This is a genomic window from Duganella sp., from assembly GCF_039595735.1.
In the GTDB taxonomy this organism is placed as follows: domain Bacteria; phylum Pseudomonadota; class Gammaproteobacteria; order Burkholderiales; family Burkholderiaceae_D; genus Rugamonas.
This window is the reverse complement of record NZ_JBCNLB010000003.1, coordinates 126812-150843: the sequence shown is the minus strand read 5'-3', so window position 1 is coordinate 150843 and position 24032 is coordinate 126812. Positions and strand designations below refer to the sequence as shown.

At 62.8% G+C, this 24032-nt stretch carries 27 protein-coding genes and 1 pseudogene; 11 read left to right on the top strand and 17 right to left on the bottom strand.

Annotated elements, in window-relative coordinates; all coding sequences use genetic code 11:
* From ABDW57_RS08150 to dctP, 3 genes are read right to left on the bottom strand one after another with little or no spacing between them, the layout of a single operon-like run.
* Positions 1-1350 carry a TRAP transporter large permease gene (locus tag ABDW57_RS08150; RefSeq protein WP_343729706.1) on the bottom strand — a complete coding sequence of 450 codons (1350 nt, stop codon included), beginning with the start codon at positions 1348-1350 and terminating at the stop codon, positions 1-3.
* Positions 1347-1904, bottom strand: a complete 558-nt coding sequence (locus tag ABDW57_RS08145) for a TRAP transporter small permease (RefSeq protein WP_343729705.1) — start codon at positions 1902-1904, stop codon at positions 1347-1349. The genes ABDW57_RS08150 and ABDW57_RS08145 overlap by 4 nt, the downstream gene beginning before the upstream one ends.
* Positions 1901-2923 carry a TRAP transporter substrate-binding protein DctP gene (gene dctP, locus ABDW57_RS08140; RefSeq protein ID WP_343729704.1) on the bottom strand — a complete coding sequence of 341 codons (1023 nt, stop codon included), beginning with the start codon at positions 2921-2923 and terminating at the stop codon, positions 1901-1903. Before dctP ends, ABDW57_RS08145 begins: the two co-directional genes overlap by 4 nt.
* Before the next feature lie 113 nt (positions 2924-3036).
* On the opposite strand from dctP, the gene ABDW57_RS08135 reads away from it, so the two are divergent.
* Positions 3037-3708 (top strand): GntR family transcriptional regulator, encoded by a 672-nt coding sequence (locus tag ABDW57_RS08135; protein ID WP_343729703.1) that lies wholly within the window; start codon positions 3037-3039, stop codon positions 3706-3708.
* Here ABDW57_RS08135 and ABDW57_RS08130 read toward each other — a convergent pair whose 3' ends face one another.
* From ABDW57_RS08130 to ABDW57_RS08120, 3 genes are all read right to left on the bottom strand, one after another.
* Complete coding sequence (locus ABDW57_RS08130) at positions 3709-4200, bottom strand: hypothetical protein (RefSeq protein ID WP_343729702.1); 492 nt, start codon at positions 4198-4200, stop codon at positions 3709-3711.
* A gap of 10 nt (positions 4201-4210) precedes the next feature.
* The gene (locus tag ABDW57_RS08125; RefSeq protein ID WP_343729701.1) at positions 4211-5365 is read right to left on the bottom strand and encodes a zinc-dependent alcohol dehydrogenase; all 1155 of its coding nucleotides are present in this window, start codon (positions 5363-5365) and stop codon (positions 4211-4213) included.
* 109 nt (positions 5366-5474) lie between these two features.
* Complete coding sequence (locus ABDW57_RS08120; RefSeq protein WP_343729700.1) at positions 5475-5927, bottom strand: Rrf2 family transcriptional regulator; 453 nt, start codon at positions 5925-5927, stop codon at positions 5475-5477.
* A gap of 116 nt (positions 5928-6043) precedes the next feature.
* On the opposite strand from ABDW57_RS08120, the gene ABDW57_RS08115 reads away from it, so the two are divergent.
* Positions 6044-6295, top strand: coding sequence for a hypothetical protein (locus tag ABDW57_RS08115; protein ID WP_343729699.1), 252 nt, complete (start codon positions 6044-6046; stop codon positions 6293-6295).
* On the opposite strand, the gene ABDW57_RS08110 is transcribed toward ABDW57_RS08115, so the two are convergent.
* Complete coding sequence (locus tag ABDW57_RS08110; protein WP_343729698.1) at positions 6296-7480, bottom strand: multidrug effflux MFS transporter; 1185 nt, start codon at positions 7478-7480, stop codon at positions 6296-6298.
* Positions 7481-7532: 52 nt separating this feature from the next.
* Between ABDW57_RS08110 and epsC the strand changes: the two genes are divergently transcribed.
* The gene (gene epsC / locus ABDW57_RS08105; protein WP_343729697.1) at positions 7533-8456 is read left to right on the top strand and encodes a serine O-acetyltransferase EpsC; all 924 of its coding nucleotides are present in this window, start codon (positions 7533-7535) and stop codon (positions 8454-8456) included.
* Between the two features lie 112 nt (positions 8457-8568).
* On the opposite strand, the pseudogene ABDW57_RS08100 reads toward epsC, so the two are convergent.
* From ABDW57_RS08100 to ABDW57_RS08080, 5 genes and pseudogenes are all read right to left on the bottom strand, one after another.
* A pseudogene (locus ABDW57_RS08100) lies at positions 8569-9780 on the bottom strand (LLM class flavin-dependent oxidoreductase); the annotation flags it as partial.
* On the bottom strand, positions 9780-10592 hold the full coding sequence (locus tag ABDW57_RS08095; RefSeq protein WP_343729696.1) for a MetQ/NlpA family ABC transporter substrate-binding protein: 813 nt from the start codon (positions 10590-10592) through the stop codon (positions 9780-9782). The gene ABDW57_RS08095 and the pseudogene ABDW57_RS08100, both read right to left, overlap by 1 nt.
* Positions 10593-10607: 15 nt before the next feature.
* Positions 10608-11300 carry a methionine ABC transporter permease gene (locus ABDW57_RS08090; protein ID WP_343729695.1) on the bottom strand — a complete coding sequence of 231 codons (693 nt, stop codon included), beginning with the start codon at positions 11298-11300 and terminating at the stop codon, positions 10608-10610.
* Positions 11293-12084, bottom strand: a complete 792-nt coding sequence (locus ABDW57_RS08085; protein ID WP_343729694.1) for an ATP-binding cassette domain-containing protein — start codon at positions 12082-12084, stop codon at positions 11293-11295. The genes ABDW57_RS08090 and ABDW57_RS08085 overlap by 8 nt, the downstream gene beginning before the upstream one ends.
* On the bottom strand, positions 12084-13280 hold the full coding sequence (locus ABDW57_RS08080) for an acyl-CoA dehydrogenase family protein (protein ID WP_343729693.1): 1197 nt from the start codon (positions 13278-13280) through the stop codon (positions 12084-12086). Before ABDW57_RS08080 ends, ABDW57_RS08085 begins: the two co-directional genes overlap by 1 nt.
* Positions 13281-13473: 193 nt before the next feature.
* On the opposite strand from ABDW57_RS08080, the gene ssuE reads away from it, so the two are divergent.
* The 7 genes from ssuE to ABDW57_RS08045 all read left to right on the top strand — a co-directional run bounded on the left by ssuE (position 13474) and on the right by ABDW57_RS08045 (position 20562).
* On the top strand, positions 13474-14061 hold the full coding sequence (gene ssuE / locus ABDW57_RS08075) for an NADPH-dependent FMN reductase (RefSeq protein ID WP_343729692.1): 588 nt from the start codon (positions 13474-13476) through the stop codon (positions 14059-14061).
* 9 nt (positions 14062-14070) lie between these two features.
* The gene (locus ABDW57_RS08070) at positions 14071-15027 is read left to right on the top strand and encodes a sulfonate ABC transporter substrate-binding protein (RefSeq protein WP_343729691.1); all 957 of its coding nucleotides are present in this window, start codon (positions 14071-14073) and stop codon (positions 15025-15027) included.
* Positions 15028-15044: 17 nt separating this feature from the next.
* Positions 15045-16190 (top strand): FMNH2-dependent alkanesulfonate monooxygenase, encoded by a 1146-nt coding sequence (ssuD, locus tag ABDW57_RS08065; protein ID WP_343730005.1) that lies wholly within the window; start codon positions 15045-15047, stop codon positions 16188-16190.
* Position 16191: 1 nt separating this feature from the next.
* Positions 16192-16953, top strand: coding sequence for an aliphatic sulfonate ABC transporter permease SsuC (ssuC, locus tag ABDW57_RS08060; RefSeq protein ID WP_343729690.1), 762 nt, complete (start codon positions 16192-16194; stop codon positions 16951-16953).
* Positions 16954-16962: 9 nt separating this feature from the next.
* Complete coding sequence (locus tag ABDW57_RS08055; RefSeq protein ID WP_343729689.1) at positions 16963-17778, top strand: ATP-binding cassette domain-containing protein; 816 nt, start codon at positions 16963-16965, stop codon at positions 17776-17778.
* Positions 17779-18143: 365 nt separating this feature from the next.
* Complete coding sequence (locus ABDW57_RS08050) at positions 18144-18710, top strand: YceI family protein (RefSeq protein WP_343729688.1); 567 nt, start codon at positions 18144-18146, stop codon at positions 18708-18710.
* Positions 18711-18795: 85 nt separating this feature from the next.
* Positions 18796-20562: an amidohydrolase gene (locus ABDW57_RS08045; protein WP_343729687.1), complete on the top strand. Its 1767-nt coding sequence runs from the start codon at positions 18796-18798 to the stop codon at positions 20560-20562.
* 21 nt (positions 20563-20583) lie between these two features.
* Here the strand turns inward: ABDW57_RS08045 and ABDW57_RS08040 are convergent, their stop codons facing one another.
* Both ABDW57_RS08040 and ABDW57_RS08035 read right to left on the bottom strand, forming a co-directional pair.
* On the bottom strand, positions 20584-21171 hold the full coding sequence (locus ABDW57_RS08040; protein ID WP_343729686.1) for a chromate transporter: 588 nt from the start codon (positions 21169-21171) through the stop codon (positions 20584-20586).
* Positions 21168-21746 carry a chromate transporter gene (locus tag ABDW57_RS08035; RefSeq protein WP_343729685.1) on the bottom strand — a complete coding sequence of 193 codons (579 nt, stop codon included), beginning with the start codon at positions 21744-21746 and terminating at the stop codon, positions 21168-21170. Before ABDW57_RS08035 ends, ABDW57_RS08040 begins: the two co-directional genes overlap by 4 nt.
* 115 nt (positions 21747-21861) lie before the next feature.
* Here ABDW57_RS08035 and ABDW57_RS08030 point away from each other — a divergent pair, with 115 nt between their 5' ends.
* Entirely contained in the window at positions 21862-22089 is a 228-nt protein-coding gene (locus ABDW57_RS08030) for a hypothetical protein (RefSeq protein ID WP_343729684.1), read from the top strand.
* A 255-nt stretch (positions 22090-22344) separates the two neighbouring features.
* Here ABDW57_RS08030 and ABDW57_RS08025 read toward each other — a convergent pair whose 3' ends face one another.
* The 3 genes from ABDW57_RS08025 to ABDW57_RS08015 form a co-directional block, all read right to left on the bottom strand.
* Entirely contained in the window at positions 22345-23241 is an 897-nt protein-coding gene (locus ABDW57_RS08025; protein ID WP_343729683.1) for a PAS domain-containing protein, read from the bottom strand.
* A gap of 110 nt (positions 23242-23351) precedes the next feature.
* A complete protein-coding gene (locus tag ABDW57_RS08020) occupies positions 23352-23525 on the bottom strand; it encodes a hypothetical protein (RefSeq protein WP_343729682.1) in 174 nt (57 codons plus the stop codon).
* Positions 23526-23566: 41 nt separating this feature from the next.
* Positions 23567-23920, bottom strand: a complete 354-nt coding sequence (locus ABDW57_RS08015; protein ID WP_343729681.1) for a hypothetical protein — start codon at positions 23918-23920, stop codon at positions 23567-23569.
* Between the last annotated feature and the right edge of the window lie 112 nt (positions 23921-24032).

The following is a 24032-nucleotide window of genomic DNA, read 5'->3' as shown; positions in this document are numbered from 1 at the left end:
TTATTTTGCTCCCATAATCATGTCAGGCAGACCGGTTGCAATCGATGGGAAGACGCACAGCAGCAGCACCGCCACCACCATCAGCAACAGGAAGGGGAACACGCCCCAGACCACATCCTTGAGCGGAATGTCCGGCGCAATGTTCTTGATGACGAAAATATTCAGTCCCACCGGCGGATGGATCAGGCCCATTTCCATCACCACCGTCATGACGATGCCGAACCAGATCAGGTCAAAGCCGGCTTCGCGCAATGGCGGCAGAATGATCGGCGCCGTCATCAGGATGATCGACACCGGCGGCAGGAAGAAGCCGAAGACGATCACCATCAATAGTATCACCGCCAGCAGCACCCATTTGGACAGGTGCAGGCTGACCACCCACGCGGCGGCCGACTGGCTGATGTGCAGGTAGCTCATCACATAGGAATACAGCAGCGACATGCCGATGATCAGCAATAGCATGGTCGATTCCTTGATCGACGAACCGAGAATCGGCGACAGGTCTTTCGGCTTCCACACGCCGTAGATCACGGCCAGCAGGGCCAGCGCCAGCAGCGCACCGAGGCCGGCGGTTTCGGATGGCGTGGCGAAGCCGCCGTACAGCGCCACCATCACGCCGATCAGCAGCACGATGAAGGGCAGCACGCGCGGCAGCATCTCGACTTTTTCACGCAGAGTGAAATGCTCGTCCTCCAGATAGGCCGATTTCTCGCCGCCTTTCTGATAGATGTCCAGCGCCATGTGATATTCCTTGCGGGCCCGGTAGACGGCGTAGCCGGCAAACAGCACCACCAGCAGGATGCCGGGTCCGATCCCGGCCAGGAACAGACGGCCCAGCGACTGCTCGGCGGCCACCGCGTACAGAATCATGGTGATCGACGGCGGCAGCAGAATGCCCAGTGTGCCGCCAGCGGCAATGATGCCGGCCGCGAAGCCCGGCGAGTATCCGCGCTTGCGCATTTCCGGAATGCCGGCCGAGCCGATGGCCGAGCAGGTGGCAGGCGAGGAACCGGCCATGGCCGCAAACAGCGCGCAGGCAAACACGTTGGCGATGCCAAGGCCGCCGGGGATCTTGTGCATCCAGGTGTGGATCGCCGAGTACAAGTCCCGGCCCGCCGGCGATTTGCCAATGGCCGCACCCTTCAGAATAAACAGGGGAATCGACAGCAGCGTGATCGACGCCATCTCTTCGTAGACATTCTGCGTGATGGTGTCCAGCGACGATGCCGGCATGAAGAAGTACATGAAAGCGGTGGCCACGACACCGAGCGCAAACGCGATCGGCATCCCGGAGAACATCACCACCAGCGTTACGGCGCCGTACAGCGCGCCCAGGGTCAATTCACTCATGCTGCTTGCTCCGGTTTGTTGGTCAGGCGGGCCAGCGTCTGCAACAGCAATTGCAGCGACAGCAGCGTCATGCCGGCGGCCATCATGGAGTAGGGTATCCACAGCGGCGGCGCGAAAGTGGAGGACGTGGTCTGGCCGTCCACCCACGCTTCATGGAACAGCAGCCACGATTTCCACGTGAAGAAAGCGCAGAACAAGGTCGACACCAGATCCACCAACAGCAGGCGGATGGCGTTCACGCGGCGCGGCAGCAGGCCGGCAATCGCTTCAATGCCGATATGGCCGCGATGGTACTGCACGTAGGCGGTGCAGAAGAAGGTCACGCCAACCAGCATGAACACCGAGGCTTCATCCTGCCAGTCGGTGGGCGCGTGGAAGAAGTAGCGCGACACCACCGAGTAAGTCAGCACGATCGCGGTCAGCACCACCGCGATCATGGACAGCACCATCAGCCCGCGATTGAGCTTGTCCAGCGCCGCCGTCAGCGCCGCGATGACGGCGTTGTCCGGCGGCGCGGGGCCGCGCGATGGCGTCAGTTCCACGCCGTGGCTCACAGCGTTTTCTCCGCCAGCTTGAGCAGATTGGCGCAGCTGGCGTTTTTCTCGCCGTAGTCCTTCCATGCGGTGGCCTTGGCGATGTCCTGCCATTTTTTCAGCGCTCCCGGGTTCATGTCGACCACTTTGGCGCCGGCTTTCTGATAGACGGCGGCCACTTGCTGGTCGTCTTCCTTGGACGATTTGAGAGCGAAGGCTTCCAGTTCCGCGCCCACGGTCAGCAGGATTTGCTGCTGGTCTTTCGGCAGGCGGTCGAACACGGAGCGCGACATCATCAGCGGTTCCAGCATGAACCAGTAGGAGCCGGCGCGCGCGGTGGTCAGCGCTTTCGAGACTTCTTCAAGGCGGAACGAGATCAGCGAAGTGGAGGAGGTCAGCGCCGCCTCCATGGCGCCAGTCTGCATGGCGGCGTAGATTTCATTCGATGGCAGTGTCACCACGGCGGCGCCGGCGGCCTTCAGCATCAGGTCCATTTCGCGCGAGCCGCCGCGGATCTTCATGCCTTTGGCGTCGTCCGGATCGACCACCGGCTTGCCGCGCGAGGCCATGCCGCCGCCTTGCCAGATCCAGCTCAGCATCACGATGCCCTTGTCGTACAGGATGCGCGCCAGTTCCTTGCCGACCTCCGCGTTCTTCCAGCCGTAAGCCTGGTCGTAGGAGGTGACCAGGCCAGGCATCAGGCCGATGTTCACTTCCGGGACTTCGCCGCCGGCGTAGGACAGCGGCACCAGCGACAGGTCCAGCGCACCCTTGCGCATGGCGGAGAACTGGGCGTTGGTCTTCATCAGCGAAGAACCCGGATAAATCGCGAATTTCAAGGCGCCCTTGGAGCGCTTCTCGACTTCGGCGGCAAACATGCGGGTCAGGCGGTCACGGAAATCACCTTCCGTGAGGGTGCCGCCGGGGAACTGGTGGGAAATCTTGAGCGAGGTCTGCGCCCAAGCGGGTTGCAACAACAACGGACTAGCGGCCAAAGCGCCGATGGCAGCCAATGCGGACCTGCGGGTGATAGCGGTCATACGTCCTCCAAGGGGTTGATGTCAGGAAATATTATCTAATTCGCATTCGATATGCAATAATTTGTTTTGTGTATACAAGAATAGCGGTTGCGAATACATTGTCAAGCGATATAATGCAAACCATGACCACGCACTCCGCCACCCTCCGCGAGCAGATCGAAGAAATGATTGCTGTCGGCGAACTCAAGCCCGGCCAGCATCTGGACGAGACTGAGCTCGCCACGCGCTTTGGCGTCTCGCGCACGCCGATCCGGGAAACCCTGATCCAGCTGGCCTCGATGGGGCTGGTGGTGATCCGCCCACGGCGCGGCGCCATCGTGGCCGAGCTGGGGCCGCAGCAGCTGGTGGAAATGTTTGAGGTGATGTCGGAACTGGAGTCGACCTGCGGCCGCCTGGCCGCGCGCCGCATGACGCCGGAGGAGCAGCAGGCCTTGTTGGCGGCGCATCAGGCCTGTCAGGAAGCGCTGGAGGCGCAGGAGCCGGACGTTTATTACTATCGCAACGAAGTTTTCCACGAGGCCATTTACGCCGGCAGCCACAATCAGTTTTTGATCGAGCAGACGCGCGCCTTGTACCGCCGCCTGCGTCCGTACCGCCGTCTGCAGCTGCGGGTGCGCAACCGCCTGGCCACGTCGTACCATGAGCATGACGGGGTGGTAAAAGCGATACTGGAAGGCGATGGCGAACTGGCCGCGCAGTTGCTGCGCGAGCACGTCATGATTCAGGGCCAGCGCTTCTCTGACCTGATGGCTTCCCTGCCGCAGCTGCGGCAGGATGCCGCCTGATTATTTGCGGCGTCGCAGCAGCCAGTAGCTCACGCCCAGCACCGCCGCGCCGATGGCGGCCTTGCGCACCACGCCGCGCGGATTGTGTTTCCAGGCGGCCGGCAAGCCCATTTCGCTGAACACATTGGGGATGTGCCCGTGGCGCAGGTCGTCGCCAATGCCCTCCACCGCGTCAACCCGATCCGCCAGCAGCAACAGCAGCCAGTGGCGGATGTCGTTTTCCGTTTGCCGGTAAGCGGTGCGGCGCAGCACGCCGCTGAGACCGCGCGGCGGGGCGGTGGTGCCGTAGATGGGCGTGATGCCCGGACGTTCGGGCGATACCAGCACTTCAGCATGGCTGTGCTGCTGCTCTGGCGGATGCGGCGGGCGCGCTATCCGGGCCGGCATGCGTTCCATCGGCACCGCCGGCCGGCTGGCGCGATCGAGATCGCTGCCCCAGCCCGGAATGTCGTCGCGCCGCGGCGGCGCGGATGGTAGGGATTCGTTTGGCATGGCGTTGTCCTCAGTCGCTGGGGCCGGATGGAATCAGCACGGTCTTGATGCAGTTGTCCAGCTTGCCGGAAAAAATCTGGTAAGCGTCCGCCACCTCGGCCAGCGGCACCCGGTGGGTGATGATTTCCTTGGGATTCAGGTGGCCGGCACGGAGATGTTCCAGCAGGCGCGGCAGGTGGCGCTTGACGCTGGCCTGATTCATGCGCAAGGTCAGCCCTTTGTTCAGTGCATTGCCGATCGGAACCGCATTAAACGTCGGGCCGTACACGCCGACGATGGAGACGTTGCCGCCCTTGCGCACGGAATTGATGGCCCAGTGCAGCGCAGTGGCCGAGCCGGCCTGCATCATGGCGTAGCGTCCGGTCAGCGACTGCATGGCGTTGCCAGCGGCTTCGCAGCCCACCGCGTCGATACAGACGTCGGCGCCCAGCCAGTCGGTCATTTTCTTGATGTGCAGCGCCATGTCTTCCACATCCTTGAAATTGACCACTTCGCACTGCGCATAGCGGCGCACGAAGTCCAGCCGGTAGTCGACATGGTCGACCACGATGACGCGGCCGGCGCCCATCAGCCAGGCCGATTTGGCGGCAAAGATGCCGACCGGTCCGGCGCCAAACACCACCACCGTGTCGCCGGCGCTGATGTCGCCCATCTCGGCGGCCTGATAGCCGGTGGGCACGGCGTCGGTCAGCAGCACGGCGTCGTCCTGGTCGAGGTCATCCGGGATGACCATGGGGCCGACATCGGCCATCGGCACGCGCACCAGCTCGGCCTGACCGCCGTCGTAACCGCCGGTGGTGTGCGAATAGCCATAGATGGCGCCGACCGCGCTGGCTGCCGGATTCACGTTGTGGCAATTGCTGTACAGTTCGCGATCGCAAAAGTAGCAACTGCCGCAAAAGATGTTGAACGGCACCAGCACGCGGTCGCCCACCTTCAGCTTGTGCACGGCGTCACCGACTTCTACCACCTCGCCCACGAACTCATGGCCGAAAGTCGAGCCAACCCGGGTGTCCGGCACCATGCCATGGTAGAGGTGCAAATCCGAGCCGCAAATGCAGGAGCGGGTGACGCGCACGATGGCGTCGCCCGGGTGTTCGATCTGTGGATCGGGCTTGTAGGCCGCGCGGATGCGGTACGGCCCGCGGTAATTCATGGCCAGCATGGGACCTCCCGCTCAGTTCCTGGCGACGGCGCCAGGAAGTCTATGATGCGCGCCTTGGGGAGGCGGCCATGTAGGACGCGGTTATCTGATCCCGTAGGACAACGGGCAATTAGTTTTTGACCGAATTGCGCATGATGCGTACCGGCTTGCTTTCCGGTCCGGTGGCCGGCAGCATGTCTTCCAGCGTTTGCTGGTCCAGCACCGCCAGGAAGGCGCGGGTGGCGTCGTTGAGCGTGTGTTTCAGCTTGCAGTTGGAGGTGAGCGGGCAGGTATCGCTGGCGCGGTCGAAGCATTCGGCCATGAAGAAATCGGTCTCGGTCGAGCGTACCAGGGCGCCGATATTGATTTCTTTCGGCTCCTTGGCCAGCCGCAAGCCGCCGTTGCGGCCGCGTACCGTCTCCACCAGACCGGACAAGCCCAGTTGATACACCACCTTCATCAGATGATTTTTTGATATCACGTGCAAATCAGCGATGTCCTGGATGGTGACCAGCCGATCCCGATTGGCTGCCAGATAGAGCAGCGTGCGCAATGAGTAATCGGTAAATGAGGTAAGGCGCATGCGGTGGATGATACTTAAAGCAGATTAATGCGCCATTCTACATGGTTGGGCGTTATCTTGCGTACCGACGGCATCGGCGGCCGGCCGCACACTGTGGGGAGACCGAAGGAGGCATTATGGATAACGAAGATGAGCGCCGCCGCTTCATCAGCGAATTGTGGCAGCGGTTCGAGCAATTGCAGGCATGGGCGGTGGAGAACTGGCCGGACAAGGAGCATCCGCTGTCGAGCGCGGACTTTGTCGCATCGCGCAAGGAGATACTTGGTTTGCGCAATCCGGCGCAGGCGCCGGCCGGGGCGCCGGCGGAGCGCGAGCCGGAACAGGGCGGGCCGCAGTATATCGACCTGAATCCCGCGCCCTGGCCCTAGTCAGTCGTGAATCACTGGCTTGCCGGCTTGCGCCAGCAGCCAGGCGATCACGCTCAATATCAGGCTGGCCAGCACGCCCCACGCCAGATTCAGCGCGCTGTCGAACAGCAGCGGCGCCACCAGGCCGGAGACCAGGGCAAACAACAGCATCTGGATGAAGGACTGCATCGAGGCGGCCAGGCCGCTGTTGTTCGGGAAGTACTCCAGCGCGATCAGCGACAGCGGCGTCATGGCCAGCGCCAGGCCGAAGGAGTAAATAAACAGCGGCATCACCGCCCACGGTACCGCCGCCACGAAGGCCGCGTTGTAGGCGACGTTGATCACGCCGGCGGTAATCATCACCGCAAAGCCCAGCCACACCTGCGTCTTGCGCGAGAATTTGTGGGCGAACTTGCCGGACAGCGCGGAGCCGATCACCATGCCGCTGATCAGCGGCACGAACATCCACGCGAACGCGGTTTCCGGCAGGTGCAGGATGTTCATCACGAAGTAAGCGGCGGAGCCGATGTACAGCGCCACCCCCGCAAAGCACATGCCGACTGCCACCGACAGCAGCAGGAAGTGGTGATGGCACAGCACCTTCCAGTAGTTTTTCGCGATCACGCCGAGATGGAAGGGATGGCGGTCCTTGGCCGGCAGGCTTTCCGGCAGCGCGCGCTGCACGGCCACCAGCATCAGGATGCCGAAGGCGCTGAGGAACCAGAAGATCGAGCGCCAGCCGAAGCTCACCTGCAGCCAGCCGCCCAGCACCGGCGCGATGGCAGGCGCCAGGCCGAATACCATCATGATATTGGCCAGGATCTTCTGCGCCTCGGCGCCGCTGAAGCGGTCCTGCACGATGGCGCGGCCCACCACCGAGCCGGCGCCGGCGGCCAGGCCCTGCACGATGCGGCAGGCCAGCAGCACGCCGATCGACGGCGCCATCGCCGCCACCACCGATGCGGCGATGTACAGCACCAGCGAAATAATAATCACCGGGCGGCGGCCGAAGGAATCGGACAGCGTGCCATAAAACAGCATCATGAAGGCAAAGCAGAACAGGAACATCGATAGCGTCTGCTGCACCAGCATCGGGCTGGCGTCAAACGCCTGCGTGATGGCGGGGAAGGAGGGCAGATAGGTATCGATGGCCAGCGGGCCGACCATGGACAGGCCGGCCAGCAGCAGCGTCAGCAAAATATTCATGAATAGCGTATTCTTCGTAGGACCCGGCATTTTACGCGATAATCAACAAATCATGACCATAGATACCTTTGACGGCACCGCCGTCAAGCCCTCGCACTGGAACCTGGGCAGCGTGATTGAGCAACTGCGCGTGTCGCGCGAGGCGACCCACAACATCCGCCATCATGGCCGTATACGCGAACTGCCGTCGCGCGATGCGCTGACCACCATCGTCAACGGCCTGCAGGCGGTGCTGTTCCCGACCCACTACGGCCGTCCCAACCTGACCGACGAGAGCATCGATTTCTTTGTTGGCGATACCTTGAACACCACCTTGAACCGGCTGGCCGAGCAGGTACGGCGCGGCTTGCAGTTTTCCGCCGGGGAGGCAGTGCCGGATGAAGAGGTACTGACCAGGCAGGCGCACGACATCACGCGCCGGTTCGCGGCGGGCTTGCCGGAGGTGCGGGCCTTGCTGGTGTCTGACGTGCTGGCGGCGTTTTCCGGCGATCCGGCGGCGACCTCGGTGGCGGAGATCATGCTGTGCTATCCGGGCACGATTGCGATCTTGTACTACCGCCTGGCGCACAGCCTGCACCGGCTTGGCTCGCCGTTTCTGGCGCGGCTGATTTCCGACATCGCCCATTCGCTGACGGGGATTGACATCCATCCGGCGGCGCAGATTGGCGGCAGCTTCTTCATCGACCATGGCACTGGCGTGGTGATCGGCGAGACTGCCATCATAGGCCAGCGCGTGCGGCTGTACCAGCACGTGACGCTGGGCGCCAAGCGCTTCCCATCGGACGAGCAGGGCGTGTTAATCAAAGGCGTGCCGCGCCATCCCATCGTCGAAGACGACGTGGTGATCTACGCCGGCGCCACGATATTGGGGCGCATCACCATCGGCGCCGGCTCCACCATTGGCGGCAACGTATGGCTGACGCAAAGCGTGCCGCCAGCCAGCAACGTCTCCCAGGCGCAAATGCGCAACGACTAAACTCCGGGGTCAGGTCCGCCATTTCTACACGAGCCCTGCCGTAGCCAAGGCTACGGCAGGGCTCGTGTAGAAATGGCGGACCTGACCCCGGAGTTTTTCACGCGTCGCGCATGCTTTCGTGGGCGATAGCGTAGGCAAGGTTGAAGCCGTCGATGCCGGTTTCGTCCTGCCACAGTTCCAGTTGGTCGGCCACTTGCTTCGGATCGCCCACCAGTACCGGGCCTCGGCCGCCAAGGCCGATGAATTCGGCCGCTTCACGCACGGTCCATTGACGGTCCGGGTCCGCCGCGCTGAAGGAGGCCAGCGCCGAGCGGCCGGCGTCGGAGTCGATGTAGTCGATGGTGGCGTCCAGTGCGAATTGGCTGAAATCGACGCCGGTCCAACCGGACAGCAGGGCCAGCGCCGCTTCGATGTCAACGTGGCGCTGGTACTCTGCCAGTTTGGCGCGCGCTTCGGCTTCGGTGGGGGCGGTGACGATCAGCGCTTGCGCGTAGATTTTCAGATCGTTGCCATTGCGCCCGGTGGCATCCACGGCGGCGCGCAGGTCGTCGGCGTATTTCTTTACCACGCGGATGCTCGGGCCGCTGACGAAGGTGCATTCGGCATGCTTGGCCGCGAACGCCGTGCCGCGCGGCGAGGTGCCGGCCTGTTACAGCAAGGGCGTGCGCTGCGGCGACGGTTCGCACAGGTGAAAGCCGGGCACCTTGAAGTATTTGCCTTCGTGCGCAATCGGATGGATGCGCGACGGCTCGGCGTACACACCGCGCTGCTTGTCGTTGACCACCGCGTCGTCATCCCAGCTTTGCTCCCACAGTTTGTAGACCACTTCCATGTATTCGTCAGCCAGGTCGTAGCGCTGGTCGTGGCCGAGTTGCTGGTTCAGGCCCAGGTTGCGCGCCGCGCTGTCGAGGTAGCCGGTGACGATGTTCCAGCCGATGCGTCCGCGCGTCAGGTGGTCCAGCGTCGACATGCGGCGCGCGAAGGTGTAGGGATGCTCATACGTCAGCGCACAGGTGACGCCAAAGCCGAGGTGCGTGGTGGCCTGCGACATCAGCGGCACCAGCGCCAGCGGGTCGTTGAGTGGCGCTTGCACCGCGTGGCGCAAGGCCGCGTCGGCACTGCCCTGGTAGACGTCATAGGCGCCCAGCACGTCGGCCAGGAAGATGGCGTCGAAGCGGCCGCGCTCCAGCAACTGCGCCAGTTCGGTCCAGTAATCAGGATCGGTGTAGCGGTGGCTGTCGTTGCGCGGGTGCGTCCACAGTCCGGGTGACTGGTGGCTCACGGTGTTCATCTGGAATGCGTTGAAGCGTATGAGTTTGGACATTATTTTTCCAGCGCGAGCTGGTAGTCGGTTTTGGCGTAGTCGGCAAAGTGTTTGTTGGTGATCGCCAGGAATTCACGCGAGCGGTAGGCGGCTGCGATGTCTTTGGCGAATTGCTTGTCCTTGTCCGCGGTGCGCACGGCTACCAGGTTGGCGTAGGCTGGCGAGATTTTCTCGGTGATCAGCGCGTCTTTCAGTTTCAGGCCGGAGGCCAGTGCGTAGTTGCCGTTGACGAAGGCGTAGTCGGCATCCTGCAAGGAGCGTGGCAGTTGCGCGGCTTCCAGCGGCAGCAGTTTGATTTTTTTAACGTTGGCTGCGACGTCTTTTTCCGAGGCCTTGATCGGGTCTGTGTTCGGTTTCAGCTTGATCCAGCCCAGTTGGTCCAGCAGTACCAGCGCGCGTGCCTGGTTGGTCGGGTCGTTCGGCAGGGCGACCGTGGTGCCTTGTTTGACGTCGTTCAGCGTCGTGTGCTTTTTGCTGTAGATGGCGATCGGCGCGGTCGGAATCTTGATCAGTTCCGACAGGGCCAGTTTGTGGTCGGCCGAGAATTTGTTCAGGTAGGTGATGTGCTGGAAGATGTTGGCGTCCAGCGCGCCTTCGGCCAGCGCGAAGTTGGGCTGGATGTAGTCATTGAATTCCACCAGTTTGACTTTGTAGCCCTGCTTTTCAAGGATAGGTTTGATGCCCAGTTTCACCTGATCGGCGTACGGACCGGAACTGGTGCCGATCACCAGCTCTTTCGGGTCTTTGGCGTAGGCGGCGATGCTGATGGCGGCGGCGACGGTGGCCAGCAGCAGGTTGCGGCAGATGTTCATGCGGTGATTCCTTATTTAACGTTTGTCGATGCGTCTGGCGATGCGGTTGCCGGTGAACTGGATCAGCTGCACCATCAAGATCAGGAGTGCCACAGTGGCGACCATGATGTCGGTTTCGAAGCGGTAGTAGCCATAGCGGATGGCGAGGTCGCCGATGCCGCCGCCGCCCACCACGCCGGCCACGGCGGAGTAGGACAGGAAGCTGATGGACAGTACGGTCAGCGCGAGTACGAGGCCGGAGCGGGCTTCGACCAGCAGCACGCGCAGGATGATCTGGAATTCCGATGCGCCCATGGCGTGTGCGGCTTCGATCACGCCGCGCGGAACTTCGCGCAGGTTTTGTTCGACCAGGCGCGCGAAGTAGGGGATGGCGGCGAAGGACAGCGGCACGGCGGCGGCCAGCGGGCCGATGGAGGTGCCGGCGATGATGCGGGTGAACGGCACCAGCGCCACCAGCAGGATGATGAAGGGGAAGGAGCGCACGGTGTTCACCAGCCAGCCCAATATCAGCGCGGCTGGGCGGTTTTGCAGGGATTGGCCGTCCGCGACCAGGAACAGCAGGATGCCGAGCGGACCGCCGATCAGTAATGCGGACGACAGGCCAATGCCCAGCATCAGCAAGGTCTGGCCCAGCGCGTCCCACATCTCGGGCAGCATGGCGATGACAGTATTGGCCGACGCGGCCAGCGAGGAGATGAGTTCAGACATGGGCGGTCTCCGGGAGCGGTGCAAGGGCGGCGCTGGTGGCGACGGCGGCGGCCAGTTCGCGGCCCAGGGCGGTGAGGCGCGGGGCGGCCAGGCTGCTGGCGTCGTCGAGGGCGAATTGTTCGGCGATGGCGCCATTTTCGATGACGGCAACGCGGTTGCAGATTTCGCCAATCACGTCCAGCTCATGGCTGACGATCACGATGGTCACGCCCAGACGGTGGTTGATGTCCTTCAGCGTCGCCAGCAGCGCGCGTGTGGTTTCTGCGTCCAGTGCGGAAGTCGGTTCATCGCACAGCAGCACCGCCGGCTTGCTGGCCAGTGCGCGGGCGATGGCGACACGCTGTTTCTGCCCGCCCGAAAGCTGTGTCGGATAGCTGGCGCTCTTGTCGCTCAGGCCGACCAGCTGCAGGCAGTCCGCCACGCGTGCAGCGATCTGCTGCTTGTTTTGTCCGCCGTGGATACGTAAAGGAAAAGCCACATTCTCAGATACGCTGGCATTCTGCAGCAGATTGAACTGCTGAAAAATCATGCCGATGTTGGCGCGCGCATCGCGCAGGTCGCGCTTGGACAGCGACGTCAGTTCGCGGCCATCGACCGTAATCGCGCCTTGATCCGGGCGCTCCAGCAGATTAATTAAACGCAGCAGCGTCGATTTGCCGGCGCCGCTCTTGCCGATCAGGCCAAAGATGTCGCCTTGGCCGACGTCCAGCGATACGTCGCGCACCGCGTGAAAATCGCCAAATGATTTGCTCGCATGCTCGATGCGAATCAGGGGAGTAGTCATCAGGAATAGGCAGTAGGTTCAGGCAGCGTGCCGTCGAGCGCATAGCGTCCGAGGTCGCGGATCTTGTAGTCGACCGGATCGTGCAGGGTATGCACCCGCGCATTGCGCCAGTAGCGGTCAAAGCCAAATTTGGCGGAAGTCGAGCGGGCGCCTGTCAGTTCGAAGATCTGGTTGCTGACGTCGACCCCCGCCTGATGCGCCAGCACCTTGGCCTCGGCTACGGACACCGCCAGCTCGCCGCGCTGCTGCGCAGTCACCGCCGCGCCGAGACGGAACAGGCGCTCCAGCTCCTGCGCCGCTTGATCGGCCAGCACCGAGGCAGGACGCAGTTTGAGCCACAACTGGCCGAAGCGGTGCTGCACCAGCGGATCGGCGCCGGCAGAGGCGACGCCGGACGCGAACCACGGCCGCGCCTCTTGCGTGAGGTAGCCGCGCGCGGCCTCGAACGCGCCTTCGCCAATGCCGAGGTAAACATTGGCCATGATCAGCTGCGCCACCTGCGAGCGTAGCGTGGCCTGCGCGGTCGGCTTCACGCCCGGCGCCTGCAGCACCTGCGTCGATGGCAGCGACACCTGATTGAATTGCACGTTGCCGCTGTCGGTCTGCTTCTGGCCGAAGGCATCCCAGTCGGCCTGCACCGCAATGCCATGCTGGCGCGTTGGCACTACGCCGATCAGCGCTGACTGCGTCTCGTGGTGCCATGCCGAGATGGTGAGCCAGTCCGATCCCACTGAGCCGGAACAAAAACTCTTGACGCCATCCAGCTGGAAGCCATAGTCGGCATCGGTGGCGATGGTGCGCTTGTCGAGCGGATTGAGGGCGTTGCCCCAGAAAAGATTCTGCTCCACCGTCTGCGTCAGGAAGCGGCGCTGCTGCTGGGGCGTGCCATACAGCTGGATGCCCGCCAGTTGCAGATGATGGAAGCCGAAGATGTGGGCCAGCGCGCTGTCGGCGCGGGCCAGGATGCGTATCACCTGATAGACCGTCGGCCAGTCCGCACCCTGGCCACCATAGGCGGCAGGGATGGACAGGGTAAGCAGGCCGGACGCGCGTATCCATTCGCGTTCCTGCGCCGCATGGCCGCCGGCCTGGTCGCGCGCATTGGCGCTGGCTGCGAGCCGCTGCGCCAGTTCGGCCGCGACTTGCAGCGGATCGTGCGCACGGTTGTGCGACGTTTTTAGTAGTGCTTGAGACATGGTATGTCCGTCGTCCTGGTATCGGTTTTTTTAGTATTGCATTCACCCCTAAACGCAGTACACGAAGAATTCCGGCTTTTGATATGCGTAAAAATCATGCTGAGGTTTTTGCATATCAAAACGTAAAACTATTCGTTTTGATTTCAATCGCGCGGACTTAAGCTGACTGCCACCATCAAGACAGGGACAGACCATGAGCATTCTTTTATTGAGCGGCAGCCCGGCCGCGCCTTCCAGCACCGGCCGTTTGCTGGATCACGTGGGCGACAAGCTGGCTGCCCTCGGCCACCGCAATACCAGGCTGAATGTGCGCGATCTGCCGGCCAAGGCGCTGCTGCACGCGGACTTCGCTGACCTGACGCTCAAGCGCGCGGTCGATGCCGTGGCTGAAGCGGAGGCTATTGTGATCGCCACCCCTATCTATAAAGCTGCCTATACCGGCGTGCTGAAAGCCTTCCTCGACCTGTTGCCGCAAGACGGCTTGAAGGACAAGCTGGTGCTGCCCTTGGCCACCGGCGGCAGCCAGTCCCACATGCTGGCGCTGGATTATGCGCTGCGCCCTGTGCTGCACGCGCTGGATGCGCGTCAGGTATTCACCAGTATTTACGCCACCTCGCAGCAACTGACCTGGAATGATGTCAGCGGCCTGACGGTGGATCCGGCCATTGCCTGGCGTGTGCAGGCCGGCGTCGATGCACTGTCGGACGCGCTGCAGGCGCAGCGTCAGCAGCCGGACGAAGTATTTATCGCCAGCGCGCAGCCGGTGCGCCTGGCACGTTAAGGAGTCAGGATGGGGATCGATCAAAAACGTGCGGCGCGCCGCCACACGCTGGGTCTGTTGTTTGCGGCGGGCGTAATGGCGGCCACCAGTTCCGGCCAGGCGCAGGCGCAGGCCAGGCAGGAGGTGCGCATCGGCTATCAGAAGTACGGCACGCTGACGCTGCTGAAAGGCCGCGGCACGCTGGAGCAGCGCCTTGCTGCCCGCAATATCACGGTCAAGTGGACCGAGTTCCCGGCCGGGCCGCAACTGCTGGAAGGGCTGAACGTCGGCAGCGTGGATTTCGGCACGGTGGGCGAAGCGCCGCCGATCTTCGCGCAGGCGGCTGGCGCCAATCTGGTTTATGTCGGCAACGAGCCGCCATCGCCAGGCAGCGAGGCGATTGTCGTGCCCAAGGATTCCAGACTGCGCAGCGTGGCGGAGTTGAAAGGCAAGAAGGTCGCGCTGAACAAAGGCTCCAATGTGCATTATCTGCTGGTCAAGGCGCTGGAGAAAGCCGGCGTGGCTTACAAGGATATCGAAGTGCTGTACCTGACCCCGGCCGACGCGCGCGCGGCGTTTGAACGCGGCAGCGTGGATGCGTGGGTGATCTGGGACCCGTTCCTGGCCGCCGCCGAGAAGCAGCTGGGCGCGCGTGTGCTGGCCGATGGCAAAGGGCTGGTGGCGAATCACCAGTTCTATCTGGCTTCGCGGCCCTATGCGGAAAAGAATGGCGAGATCATTCGCATCCTGCTGGAGGAAATCGCCAAGGTGGATGAATGGGGCGCGAAGAATCCGAAGGAAGTCGCGCAAATCCTGTCGGCGCAGACCGGGCTCGATGTGGACGTGGTGGCGCTGGCCGCATCGCGCTATTCCTACGGCGTCAAGCCGATCACCGGCGAGGTGCTGGCGCAGCAGCAAAAGCTGGCCGATACCTTCGCCAGCCTGAAACTGATACCGAAACCGATCGCCGTCAAGGACGCGCAATAAGGACCGACAAGATGTCTCTGAATATTTTCTGGTTTATTCCGACCCATGGCGACAGCCGCTATCTCGGCACGTCCAAGGGTTCGCGTCCCATCGACGCCAATTATCTGAAACAGGTGGCGGTGGCCGCCGATACGCTGGGTTACGACGGCGTGCTGCTGCCGACCGGCCGTTCCTGCGAGGATGCGTGGGTGGTGGCCTCGTCGCTGATTCATGTGACGCAGAAGCTGAAATTCCTGGTGGCGATCCGTCCGGGCCTGACCACGCCAGGGCTGGCGGTGCGCATGGCGTCGACCTTCGACCGCCTGTCCAACGGCCGCCTGCTGATCAACGTCGTCACCGGCGGCGATCAGGGCGAGCTGGAAGCGGACGGCCTGTTTGCCGATCACGCCAGGCGCTACGAAATCTCGGATGAATTTATCCGCGTGTGGCGCGCCTCGCTGGCCGGCGAGGGCGGCGACAAGGGCTACGATTTTGAGGGCAAGCATATTACGGTGAAAGGCGCCAGGACGCTGTATCCGCCGGTGCAGAAGCCATATCCGCCGCTGTACTTCGGCGGTTCGTCGGAGCCGGCGCACGAACTGGCGGCCGAGCAGATGGACGTGTATCTGACCTGGGGCGAGCCTCCGGCAGCGGTGGCGGCCAAGCTGGATGATATCCGCGCGCGCGCCGCCAGACATGGGCGCAGCGTGAAGTTCGGCATCCGTCTGCATGTGATCGTGCGTGAGACGAATGAGGAAGCGTGGCGCGCGGCCGATGAGCTGATCAGCCATCTGGACGATGAAACCATCGCCAAGGCACAAGCGGCGTTTTCAAAAATGGATTCCGTTGGACAGCAGCGCATGGCGGCCTTGCACGGTGGCCGTCGCGACAAGCTGGAAGTATCGCCCAACCTCTGGGCCGGCGTGGGACTGGTGCGTGGTGGCGCCGGGACCGCGCTGGTGGGCGACCCCGAAACCGTGGCGGCGCGCATCCGGGAATATCAGGCGCTCGGCATCGAGACCTTTATCTTCTCGGGCTATCCGCATCTGGAAGAGTCGTACCGCTTTGCGGAGCTGGTGTTCCCGCTGCTGGGCAAGGGCAAGGACCATGGCGAGCAATCGCTGACCGGGCCTTTCGGCGAGATCATGGCCAGCGATATCATCCCGAAGAAGAAGGCGGCGTGAGATGAGGAAAAAGCAGAGCGCATGGATGCCGTGGGTGCTGCCGGTGCTGCTGATCGCGCTGTGGCAGGTGTCGTCGCAACTGGGCTGGCTGTCCAGCCGCATCCTGCCGGAACCGTGGGCGGTGGCCAAGGCCTTCTGGTCGCTCGCGGAATCCGGCGAGCTGTGGACGCATTTGCGTACCAGCTTGTGGCGCGCGGCCAGCGGCTTTGCCATCGGTGCCGGCCTCGGGCTGGCGCTTGGCCTGCTGACCGGCAGCTTCCGCGGCGCCGAGACGCTGCTGGACACCACGCTGCAGATGATCCGCAATATCCCGGCGCTGGCCTTGATCCCGCTGGTGATCCTGTGGTTCGGCATTGATGAGACGGCCAAGCTGTTCCTGCTGGCGGTGGGCGTGTTCTTCCCGGTGTACCTGAATACCTTCCACGGCATCCGTGCGGCCGATCAGGGCTTGATCGAGATGGCGCGCAGTTATGGCTTGTCCGGCTGGCCGCTGTATCGCGATGTGATTTTGCCGGCGGCGCTGCCATCGGTTCTGGTTGGCGTGCGCTTTTCACTGGGTCTGGTGTGGGTGCTGCTGATCGTGGCGGAGACCATTTCCGCGCAGGCCGGCATCGGCTACATGACCATGAACGCCCGCGAGTTCCTGCAGACCGACGTGGTGCTGGTGGGGATCTTGTTGTACGCCTTGCTGGGCAAGCTGGCTGATTTGGTTTCGCGCGGCATGGAGAAGCACTTCCTGCGCTGGAATCCCGCATACCGTTAAGGAGAACGCATGTTTATATCCACCGCTTTATTCGATACGGGCGCGCTGCCGCGTGAAGGCGCCACCTGGACCGCGGCGCAGCCGCCGCGCCGTCAGGGCGTGTCGCTGGCACTGGACCAGGTCAGCAAGTCGTTCGGCTCGCGCCAGGTGCTGAAGGATGTGCAGCTGGCGCTGGCGCCGGGCGAGTTCGTGGCCATCGTCGGCCGCAGCGGCTGCGGCAAGAGCACCCTGCTGCGCGCAATCGCGGGGCTGGAGACGGCGGAGCAGGGCACGATTGCGGTCGGCAAGGGCAGCATCGCGGCCAGTATCCGCATCATGTTCCAGGAAGCGCGTCTGCTGCCGTGGAAGACGGTGCTGGAGAATGTGGCGATCGGCTTGCCGCGCTCCCTGAACGCGGCGGCGGCCACGCTGGCGACGGTCGGCCTGGCCGAGCGCGCGAATGACTGGCCTTCCGAGTTGTCGGGTGGCCAGCGTCAGCGCGTGGCCCTGGCGCGCGCGTTGCTGCACGAGCCGCAACTGCTGCTGCTGGATGAACCGCTGGGCGCATTGGACGCGCTGACCCGCATCGAGATGCAGCAGCTGATCGAATCTTTATGGCTGTCACGCGGCTTCACTGCCGTGCTGGTGACGCACGATGTGCAGGAAGCGATCGCGCTGGCCGACCGCGTGGTACTGATTGAAGAAGGCCGTATCACGCTGGACCTGAAAGTCGACCTGCCGCGCCCTCGCGCGCGCGGCAGCGCCGCCTTCGCCGCGCTGGAACAACGCCTGCTCAGCCGCATCCTCAACCACCCCTCGGCCACCGACGCCGCCATCGCGGCCTGATCGTCATCAACAGGTGCCCGGTGGCCTGAGCCGATACTGGAGGGATGCCCCATCCCTCGCCACCCGCCCGCTACGACTCGCCCTGGAAAGCCGCCATCGGCCATGCAGCCTGGAGCGAGCGGATGCTGGAGGCGCAAACGTTGCAGCAAGTGTTTCGATAGATGCCCACTTCCCCGGCCGGGTAATCCCTTCACACGCCTTAAGGCAGATACGCTTTTCTGATCGCGCCGTTATCATAACGGCATGCGGGAATGATCGATTTTATCGATAGTAAAGCGGTAAATTTTTCGTTTTACAACTTTAGATGTCGCGAGCATAATCGTCCTCACTCGAACAATCTTGTTCCCTACATTAGGAGTTTCTAAATGAAAAAAATCGTTGCCCTGTTGATCGCCGCTGGTGTGTCGCTGTCCGCCTTTGCCGCCCCTGAGACCTTCTCGTCGGACGCCAACCACACCTTCTCCAGCTTCAGCTACAGCCACTTCGGCTACTCGACCCAGCAAAGCCGCTTCAATAACACCACCGCCAAAGTGACGCTGGACCGCGCCGCCAAGACCGGTTCGGTGGAAGCGACCATCGATGCCAAGTCGGTCGACACCGGCTCCAAGCTGTTTGATCAGCACATCCAGGGCGAAGATTTCCTCGACACCGCCAAGTACCCAACCATCACCTACAAGTCGACCAAGGTCAACTTCAAGGGCGACGTGCCGTCGACCGTGGAAGGCAACCTGACCATCAAGGGCGTAACCAAGCCAGTCACCCTGACCGTCACCCACTTCCAGTGCATGGACCACCCGATGATGAAGAAGCTGGCTTGCGGCGCCAACGCCACCGCCACCATCAAGCGCACTGAGTTCAACGCCGGCAAATACGCACCGCACGTGGGCGATGACGTGACCCTGACCTTCGCCATCGAAGCGCTGAAAGACTAATCCACGAGAACTGAGCTCGCCTCAATTCTCTGACGCCGCCGGCGCGGCCACCACCGCGCCGGTTTTTTATTTTCCAGGAGTAGTTATGAAATTGAAGCAGCTCGCGTTCGCGGCGGCGATCGCCTGCGCGCCTTTTGGCTACGCGCACGCCACCGACATCATCATCACCAATGGCAAGGTCGCCACCATGACCAAAGAGGGCGCCTACGCGCAAGCCCTCGCCATCACCGACGGCAAGATCGACGCCGTGGGCAGCAACGCCCATATCCTCAAACGCAAGACCGCCAACACCCAGGTCATTGACGCTGCCGGCAAGACCGTGATTCCCGGCCTGAACGACTCCCACCTGCACATCATCCGCGAAGGCCTGAACTACAACGCCGAGCTGCGCTGGGATGGCGTGACCTCGCTCAAGCGCGCCTTGCAGATGCTGAAGGAACAGGCCGCGCGCACGCCGGACGGCGCCTGGGTCAAGGTGGTGGGCGGCTGGAATGAATACCAGTTCGAAGAAAAACGCCTGCCGACGCTGGAAGAAATCAACCAGGCGGTGCCGGACAAGCCGGTATTCCTGCTGTACCTGTACGGCCTCGGCTTCCTGAACAAGAAGGGCATCGAGACCCTGGGTTACGACGCCAACACCAAATTCAAGGATGGCGTGGTGGAGCTGGGCGCGGACGGCAAGCCGACCGGCAAGCTGATCGCCAAGCCGAACGCCATGATCCTGTACACCACGCTGGCCAAGACCGGCGCGCTGTCGCGCGAGCAGCAACTGAACTCGACCCAGCAGTACTACACCGAACTGAACCGCCTCGGCCTGACCAGCGCGATTGACGCCGGCGGCGGCGGCCAGGCCTATCCGGACGATTACGCGGTCAGCCTGGAGCTGGCCAGGAACGGCAAGCTGACGGTGCGTACGTCCTACTATCTGTTCGCGCAGAAGCCGGGCAAGGAACTGGAAGACTATCAGCGCTGGCTGGCGCAGACGCATCCGGACAAGAACGATCACCTGTTCTACGCCAATGGCTACAACACCGAGGGCGGCGGCGAGAATCTGGTGTGGAGCGCGGCCGACTTTGAGAACTTCCTGGAGCCGCGTCCCGACATGCCGGCCCAGATGGAGAGCGAGCTGGAACCGGTGCTGCGCCTGCTGATCAAGAACCGCTGGCCATTCCGCATCCACGCCACCTACGACGAAAGCATCGACCGCGACCTGGCGGTAATCGAGAAAGTGAACCGTGACACCCCGCTCAATGGCCTGCGCTGGTTCTTCGACCACGCTGAAACCATCAGCGACAAACAGCTGGCGCGCGTGAGGGCGCTGGGCGGCGGCATTGCGGTGCAGGACCGCATGTATTTCCAGGGCGAGTTGTACTGGAAACAGTATGGCCAGCAAACGCGCCAGATGCCGCCGATTAAGAAGATGCTGGAGATGAAAATCCCGGTCGGTCTTGGCACCGACGGCACGCGCGTGTCGAGCTACGGCCCGTGGCCATCGATTTACTGGGCGGTCAGCGGCAAGACCGCCGGCGGCCTGAAGATCTGGCAGGACAAGGACGTGCTGAGCCGCTATCAGGCGCTCAAGCTGATGACGCAGGGCAGCGCCTGGATGAGCGGCGAGGAAAAGCTGAAGGGCACGCTGGCCAAGGGCCAGTACGCTGACGTGGTGATCCTGCCGCAGGACTACTTCACCATGGAGCTGGAGCAGATCAAAAACCTGGAGGCCAGCCTGACCATCGTCAACGGCAAGGTGGTGTATGCGGCGCCGGAGTATCGGCAGTTTGCGCCGGCCAGGCTGGAGGTGCAGCCGGACTGGAGCCCGGTCAACTACTACGGCGGCTACCAGAACAAGTAAGCCGCGCGGCGCCGGCCGGCGTCAGGCCGGCAGGAACCAGCCGATCGCCGCGCCCGCCGCCAGCAGCCACAGCAGGTGAATGCGGGTGCGCCAGATCAGCAGGCCGGCCACGCCTGACACCAGCCACAAGGGCCAGTCGGTGGCCGGCTGGTCGTTGCTGGCGGCCAGGATCACGCCCACCGACACCATCAGGCCCACCACCACCGGCGCCATGCCCTGCTTGAAGGCGCGCACGCCCAGCAGCTCGCGGTTGCGGTGGCCCCAGCGCGCCGCCAGGTAGGTCAGGGTGGTGCTGGGGATCAGGATGCCCAGCATGGTCACCGCCACCCCGGCCAGGGCCAGGGTATAGCTGCCGGCGTTGAGGCCGACATTCCAGCCCATCAGCGCCACAAACAGCACGTTCGGCCCCGGCGCGGCCTGGGCGATGGCGATGGCGTTGTTGAACTGCGCCTGCGTCAGCCAGTGGTGCTCGACCACCAGGTAGCGGTGCATCTCGGTGGTGGTGGAGATGGCGCCGCCGATCGACATCAGCGACAGCAGCAGATAGTGCCCGAACAAGCTCAGCCAGTCGCTGAAGCTGAGCACGATATGGATCGGCGCCTCGTTCATGCGGCCGCCCCTTTCAGCTTGCGGTAGGTGAGCACGTAGCCGAGGCCGCCAAGTATCAGCAGGGTGTAGGCCAGCGGCAGGCGCAGCCCCAGCACGAAGCCGATGCAGCCCAGCGCGATCAGGGCATTTTGCCAGCGCGGCAGCGGATGGCTGCGCAAGGCCGAGGCCAGCTTGAGGCCGGTGGCGGCAATCATGCCGGCGGTGACGGCGGCCATGCCGCGCAGGGCGCCGGCCACGCCCGGATGGCTGCCGTACTGCGCGTACAGCAGGGCCAGCCCCAGCACCACCAGCAGCGGCACGCACAGCATGCCGGCCAGCGCGACCAGCGCGCCGCGCAGGCCGAAGTAGCGGTCGCCGATCATCAGCGACAGGTTGACCACGTTCGGTCCCGGCATGATCTGCGCCACCGCCCAGTCTTCAACAAACTCCTCCGGCGTCAGCCATTTCTTGCGTTCCACCAGTTCGCGTTGCACCACGGCCAGCACGCCGCCAAAGCCTTGCAGGGCGAGGATGGTGAACGAGATAAACAGGTCCAGCAGCGAGGTGGGGCGGGGGCGGGCAATGTCGGGAGTCATGCCTCATTATAATTGCGAAATGATAGGAGGCTGACATTGACTTTCCGCCACCGTCGACCATACTCCTTGAGCGCATCACCGATCGGGCGGCAGCCCTCACTTCTTACCAAGGATCATGATGAACGTTACGCTAGTCCAGAGCCTGGAATCGGCGCCGCCGCTGATGTTGTTCCAGCAGCGCCATGATGAACACAGCAGTGCCATTGTCGAGCGCGGCCTGACCGTGCAGTCCAGCTTTAATACCGTGTGTGCGATCGAGTACCTGAAGTCGCACAACGTCCATCCCAAAGTCATCGAACGGGTGTTATTGCACCCCGATCAGCGCCGAAAAGCGCCGCATTGAGGGGCGCCGGCCCGGTTTACTTATGCACAAATCATGTTGGCAAGAATTTTTTTGAAAAGTTTTCGCGTTACAATCCGTGAAACTCCAAGTCGTTGATTTTTAAGGGTTTTGTTTTTGCCTCTTGGATGGGCAGTTTGTAGGAAACCGCGCCGTTGCAGGCGGTATTCGTTGTCAATGGGGGTATATCCACATAGATATCCACAGCATTTGTGGATATCCCAAAAAACGCTTACGGATCCGTCACTTAAGCGAAACTTAAAGTGGTTTCTTGAGCGCCTGCAAGACGCTGCCGACCAGGATGACGCCGCCATCGTCCCCGGTGGCGGTCACCCGCAGGCGCACCTCCTGGCCGTCGCGCCGCCAGGTGGTGATGACGTCGGTCCAGGCTTCGCCGTCCTTGAGCGCCTGCAGGGCGTCGGCCAGCTGGTCCTGCGGGTAGGGCGGGGCGTGCAGCAGGCGCGGGTCGGCGCCGAGCAATTCTTCGCGGCTGAACTGGAACACCGCGCAGCACTTGTCGTTGACGCTGGCAATGCGGCCGCGCGGGTCCAGGGTGAGCACCACCGCGTGCTGGTCGACCGCCGCCAGCAGCTTGCGGGCAGCGTCCAGCTCGGCTTGCAGGGTGACGGTGTGGCGGTGCGCTTCCTCCAGCCCGGCGTACGCGCGCAGCGAAGAGATCACGGTGGTGAACAGCTTGCGCGTGGTGAGGTCGGTCTTGCACCAGAAGTCGTTGATGTCGTAGTCGAGGATGATGCTGTGCTCCAGCGCCTGGCCCGGCTGGCCGGTGCGCAGCACGATGCGCACCAGCTGGTTGTGCAGCTGGTCGCGGATCTGGCGCGCCACGTGCAGGCCGGCGTCGCTGGTTTCCATGATGACGTCCAGCAGCACCAGCGCGATGTCGGGGGTGTTGCGCAGCACGTTGAGGGCTTCCTCGCCGCTGTAGGCGTGCAGGAAGCTGAGCCGGCGGCCCTGGAAGCAGGCATTGCTCAGGGAGAACTTGGTGACCACGTGGACGTCGACGTCGTCATCCACGATCAGCACGCGCCAGGGCGCCGGCGCCGGGGTGGCGCTGGCGCTGGCGTTGGCGCGCGCCTGGGTGCCCGGCTGCGCCTCGTCTTCTATCATCCAATCGGTATCGTCGTCGTTCTGATTCATGCAGCTAGTCCCAGGTAAGTCGAACAGGTCGAACGCCAGAGTGACACTATTCCTCGCCAGCACTTTTGTCAAAGGATTCCCTGTGCGGCGCAACAACGGTGTCGCGCTTCTCACTTATGCACATAAATTATTTTTTCAAGCGGCGCCCAAGCCGCCGGGCGGCGACTTTTTGGTTTTCGTAAGTGCTTGATTTTATGAGATAAAAAATCTGCCTGTGGATTAGGCAATTTGTTATAGCGCCCGCCGTTAAAGGCGTTCTCGGCTGTCAAGAGGGCGTTATTCACACCCTTATCCACAGTTGATGTGGATATCTGAGAAAACCACTTTAGATACGCTGACTTATCCCTTTTTGCTGAGAAAGTCCTTGCGCCAGGTCGTCCGCCAGGTGGCGGCTCAGCAGTATCAGGCATACCACCAGCGCGTGCAGCGCCAGCGCAAAGGTGACCGCGGTGCTGGCCTGGGCGCCGGCCAGCGCCGGGTAGGCCAGCAGGGCCAGTGCTGGCGGCAGGCCGTAGCGGTCCGAGCGCAGCAGCTGCGCGGCGTCCAGCCTGACCCAGGCGATCACGCCGACGCCGAAGAAACCCCAGCCGGCGGTGTGGAAATCCAGGGCGCCAAGGACGAAGGCGGTCAGCAGGGCCAGGGCGCTGACGGGCAATGGCAAGTTGTGCAGGCGTTTCATGGTGGTGCTCTCCGGTTGCGATGAGAGTCAGATTAACGTTTGCGGCAACATTGGTAAATTTTATTGTTTCTATCTGATTGATAGGTTTTTACATTTTGCATTTTCGTCTATG

What these genes read in the sequence shown, in the direction of transcription:
- ABDW57_RS08150 (WP_343729706.1), bottom strand. Translation starts at nt 1,350, where the DNA reads ATGAGTGAATTGACCCTGGGCGCGCTGTACGGCGCCGTAACGCTGGTG.
- dctP (WP_343729704.1), bottom strand. Translation starts at nt 2,923, where the DNA reads ATGACCGCTATCACCCGCAGGTCCGCATTGGCTGCCATCGGCGCTTTG.
- ABDW57_RS08135 (WP_343729703.1), top strand. Translation starts at nt 3,037, where the DNA reads ATGCAAACCATGACCACGCACTCCGCCACCCTCCGCGAGCAGATCGAA.
- ABDW57_RS08130 (WP_343729702.1), bottom strand. Translation starts at nt 4,200, where the DNA reads ATGCCAAACGAATCCCTACCATCCGCGCCGCCGCGGCGCGACGACATT.
- ABDW57_RS08125 (WP_343729701.1), bottom strand. Translation starts at nt 5,365, where the DNA reads ATGCTGGCCATGAATTACCGCGGGCCGTACCGCATCCGCGCGGCCTAC.
- ABDW57_RS08120 (WP_343729700.1), bottom strand. Translation starts at nt 5,927, where the DNA reads ATGCGCCTTACCTCATTTACCGATTACTCATTGCGCACGCTGCTCTAT.
- ABDW57_RS08115 (WP_343729699.1), top strand. Translation starts at nt 6,044, where the DNA reads ATGGATAACGAAGATGAGCGCCGCCGCTTCATCAGCGAATTGTGGCAG.
- ABDW57_RS08110 (WP_343729698.1), bottom strand. Translation starts at nt 7,480, where the DNA reads ATGAATATTTTGCTGACGCTGCTGCTGGCCGGCCTGTCCATGGTCGGC.
- epsC (WP_343729697.1), top strand. Translation starts at nt 7,533, where the DNA reads ATGACCATAGATACCTTTGACGGCACCGCCGTCAAGCCCTCGCACTGG.
- ABDW57_RS08095 (WP_343729696.1), bottom strand. Translation starts at nt 10,592, where the DNA reads ATGAACATCTGCCGCAACCTGCTGCTGGCCACCGTCGCCGCCGCCATC.
- ABDW57_RS08090 (WP_343729695.1), bottom strand. Translation starts at nt 11,300, where the DNA reads ATGTCTGAACTCATCTCCTCGCTGGCCGCGTCGGCCAATACTGTCATC.
- ABDW57_RS08085 (WP_343729694.1), bottom strand. Translation starts at nt 12,084, where the DNA reads ATGACTACTCCCCTGATTCGCATCGAGCATGCGAGCAAATCATTTGGC.
- ABDW57_RS08080 (WP_343729693.1), bottom strand. Translation starts at nt 13,280, where the DNA reads ATGTCTCAAGCACTACTAAAAACGTCGCACAACCGTGCGCACGATCCG.
- ssuE (WP_343729692.1), top strand. Translation starts at nt 13,474, where the DNA reads ATGAGCATTCTTTTATTGAGCGGCAGCCCGGCCGCGCCTTCCAGCACC.
- ABDW57_RS08070 (WP_343729691.1), top strand. Translation starts at nt 14,071, where the DNA reads ATGGGGATCGATCAAAAACGTGCGGCGCGCCGCCACACGCTGGGTCTG.
- ssuC (WP_343729690.1), top strand. Translation starts at nt 16,192, where the DNA reads ATGAGGAAAAAGCAGAGCGCATGGATGCCGTGGGTGCTGCCGGTGCTG.
- ABDW57_RS08055 (WP_343729689.1), top strand. Translation starts at nt 16,963, where the DNA reads ATGTTTATATCCACCGCTTTATTCGATACGGGCGCGCTGCCGCGTGAA.
- ABDW57_RS08050 (WP_343729688.1), top strand. Translation starts at nt 18,144, where the DNA reads ATGAAAAAAATCGTTGCCCTGTTGATCGCCGCTGGTGTGTCGCTGTCC.
- ABDW57_RS08045 (WP_343729687.1), top strand. Translation starts at nt 18,796, where the DNA reads ATGAAATTGAAGCAGCTCGCGTTCGCGGCGGCGATCGCCTGCGCGCCT.
- ABDW57_RS08040 (WP_343729686.1), bottom strand. Translation starts at nt 21,171, where the DNA reads ATGAACGAGGCGCCGATCCATATCGTGCTCAGCTTCAGCGACTGGCTG.
- ABDW57_RS08035 (WP_343729685.1), bottom strand. Translation starts at nt 21,746, where the DNA reads ATGACTCCCGACATTGCCCGCCCCCGCCCCACCTCGCTGCTGGACCTG.
- ABDW57_RS08030 (WP_343729684.1), top strand. Translation starts at nt 21,862, where the DNA reads ATGATGAACGTTACGCTAGTCCAGAGCCTGGAATCGGCGCCGCCGCTG.
- ABDW57_RS08025 (WP_343729683.1), bottom strand. Translation starts at nt 23,241, where the DNA reads ATGAATCAGAACGACGACGATACCGATTGGATGATAGAAGACGAGGCG.
- ABDW57_RS08015 (WP_343729681.1), bottom strand. Translation starts at nt 23,920, where the DNA reads ATGAAACGCCTGCACAACTTGCCATTGCCCGTCAGCGCCCTGGCCCTG.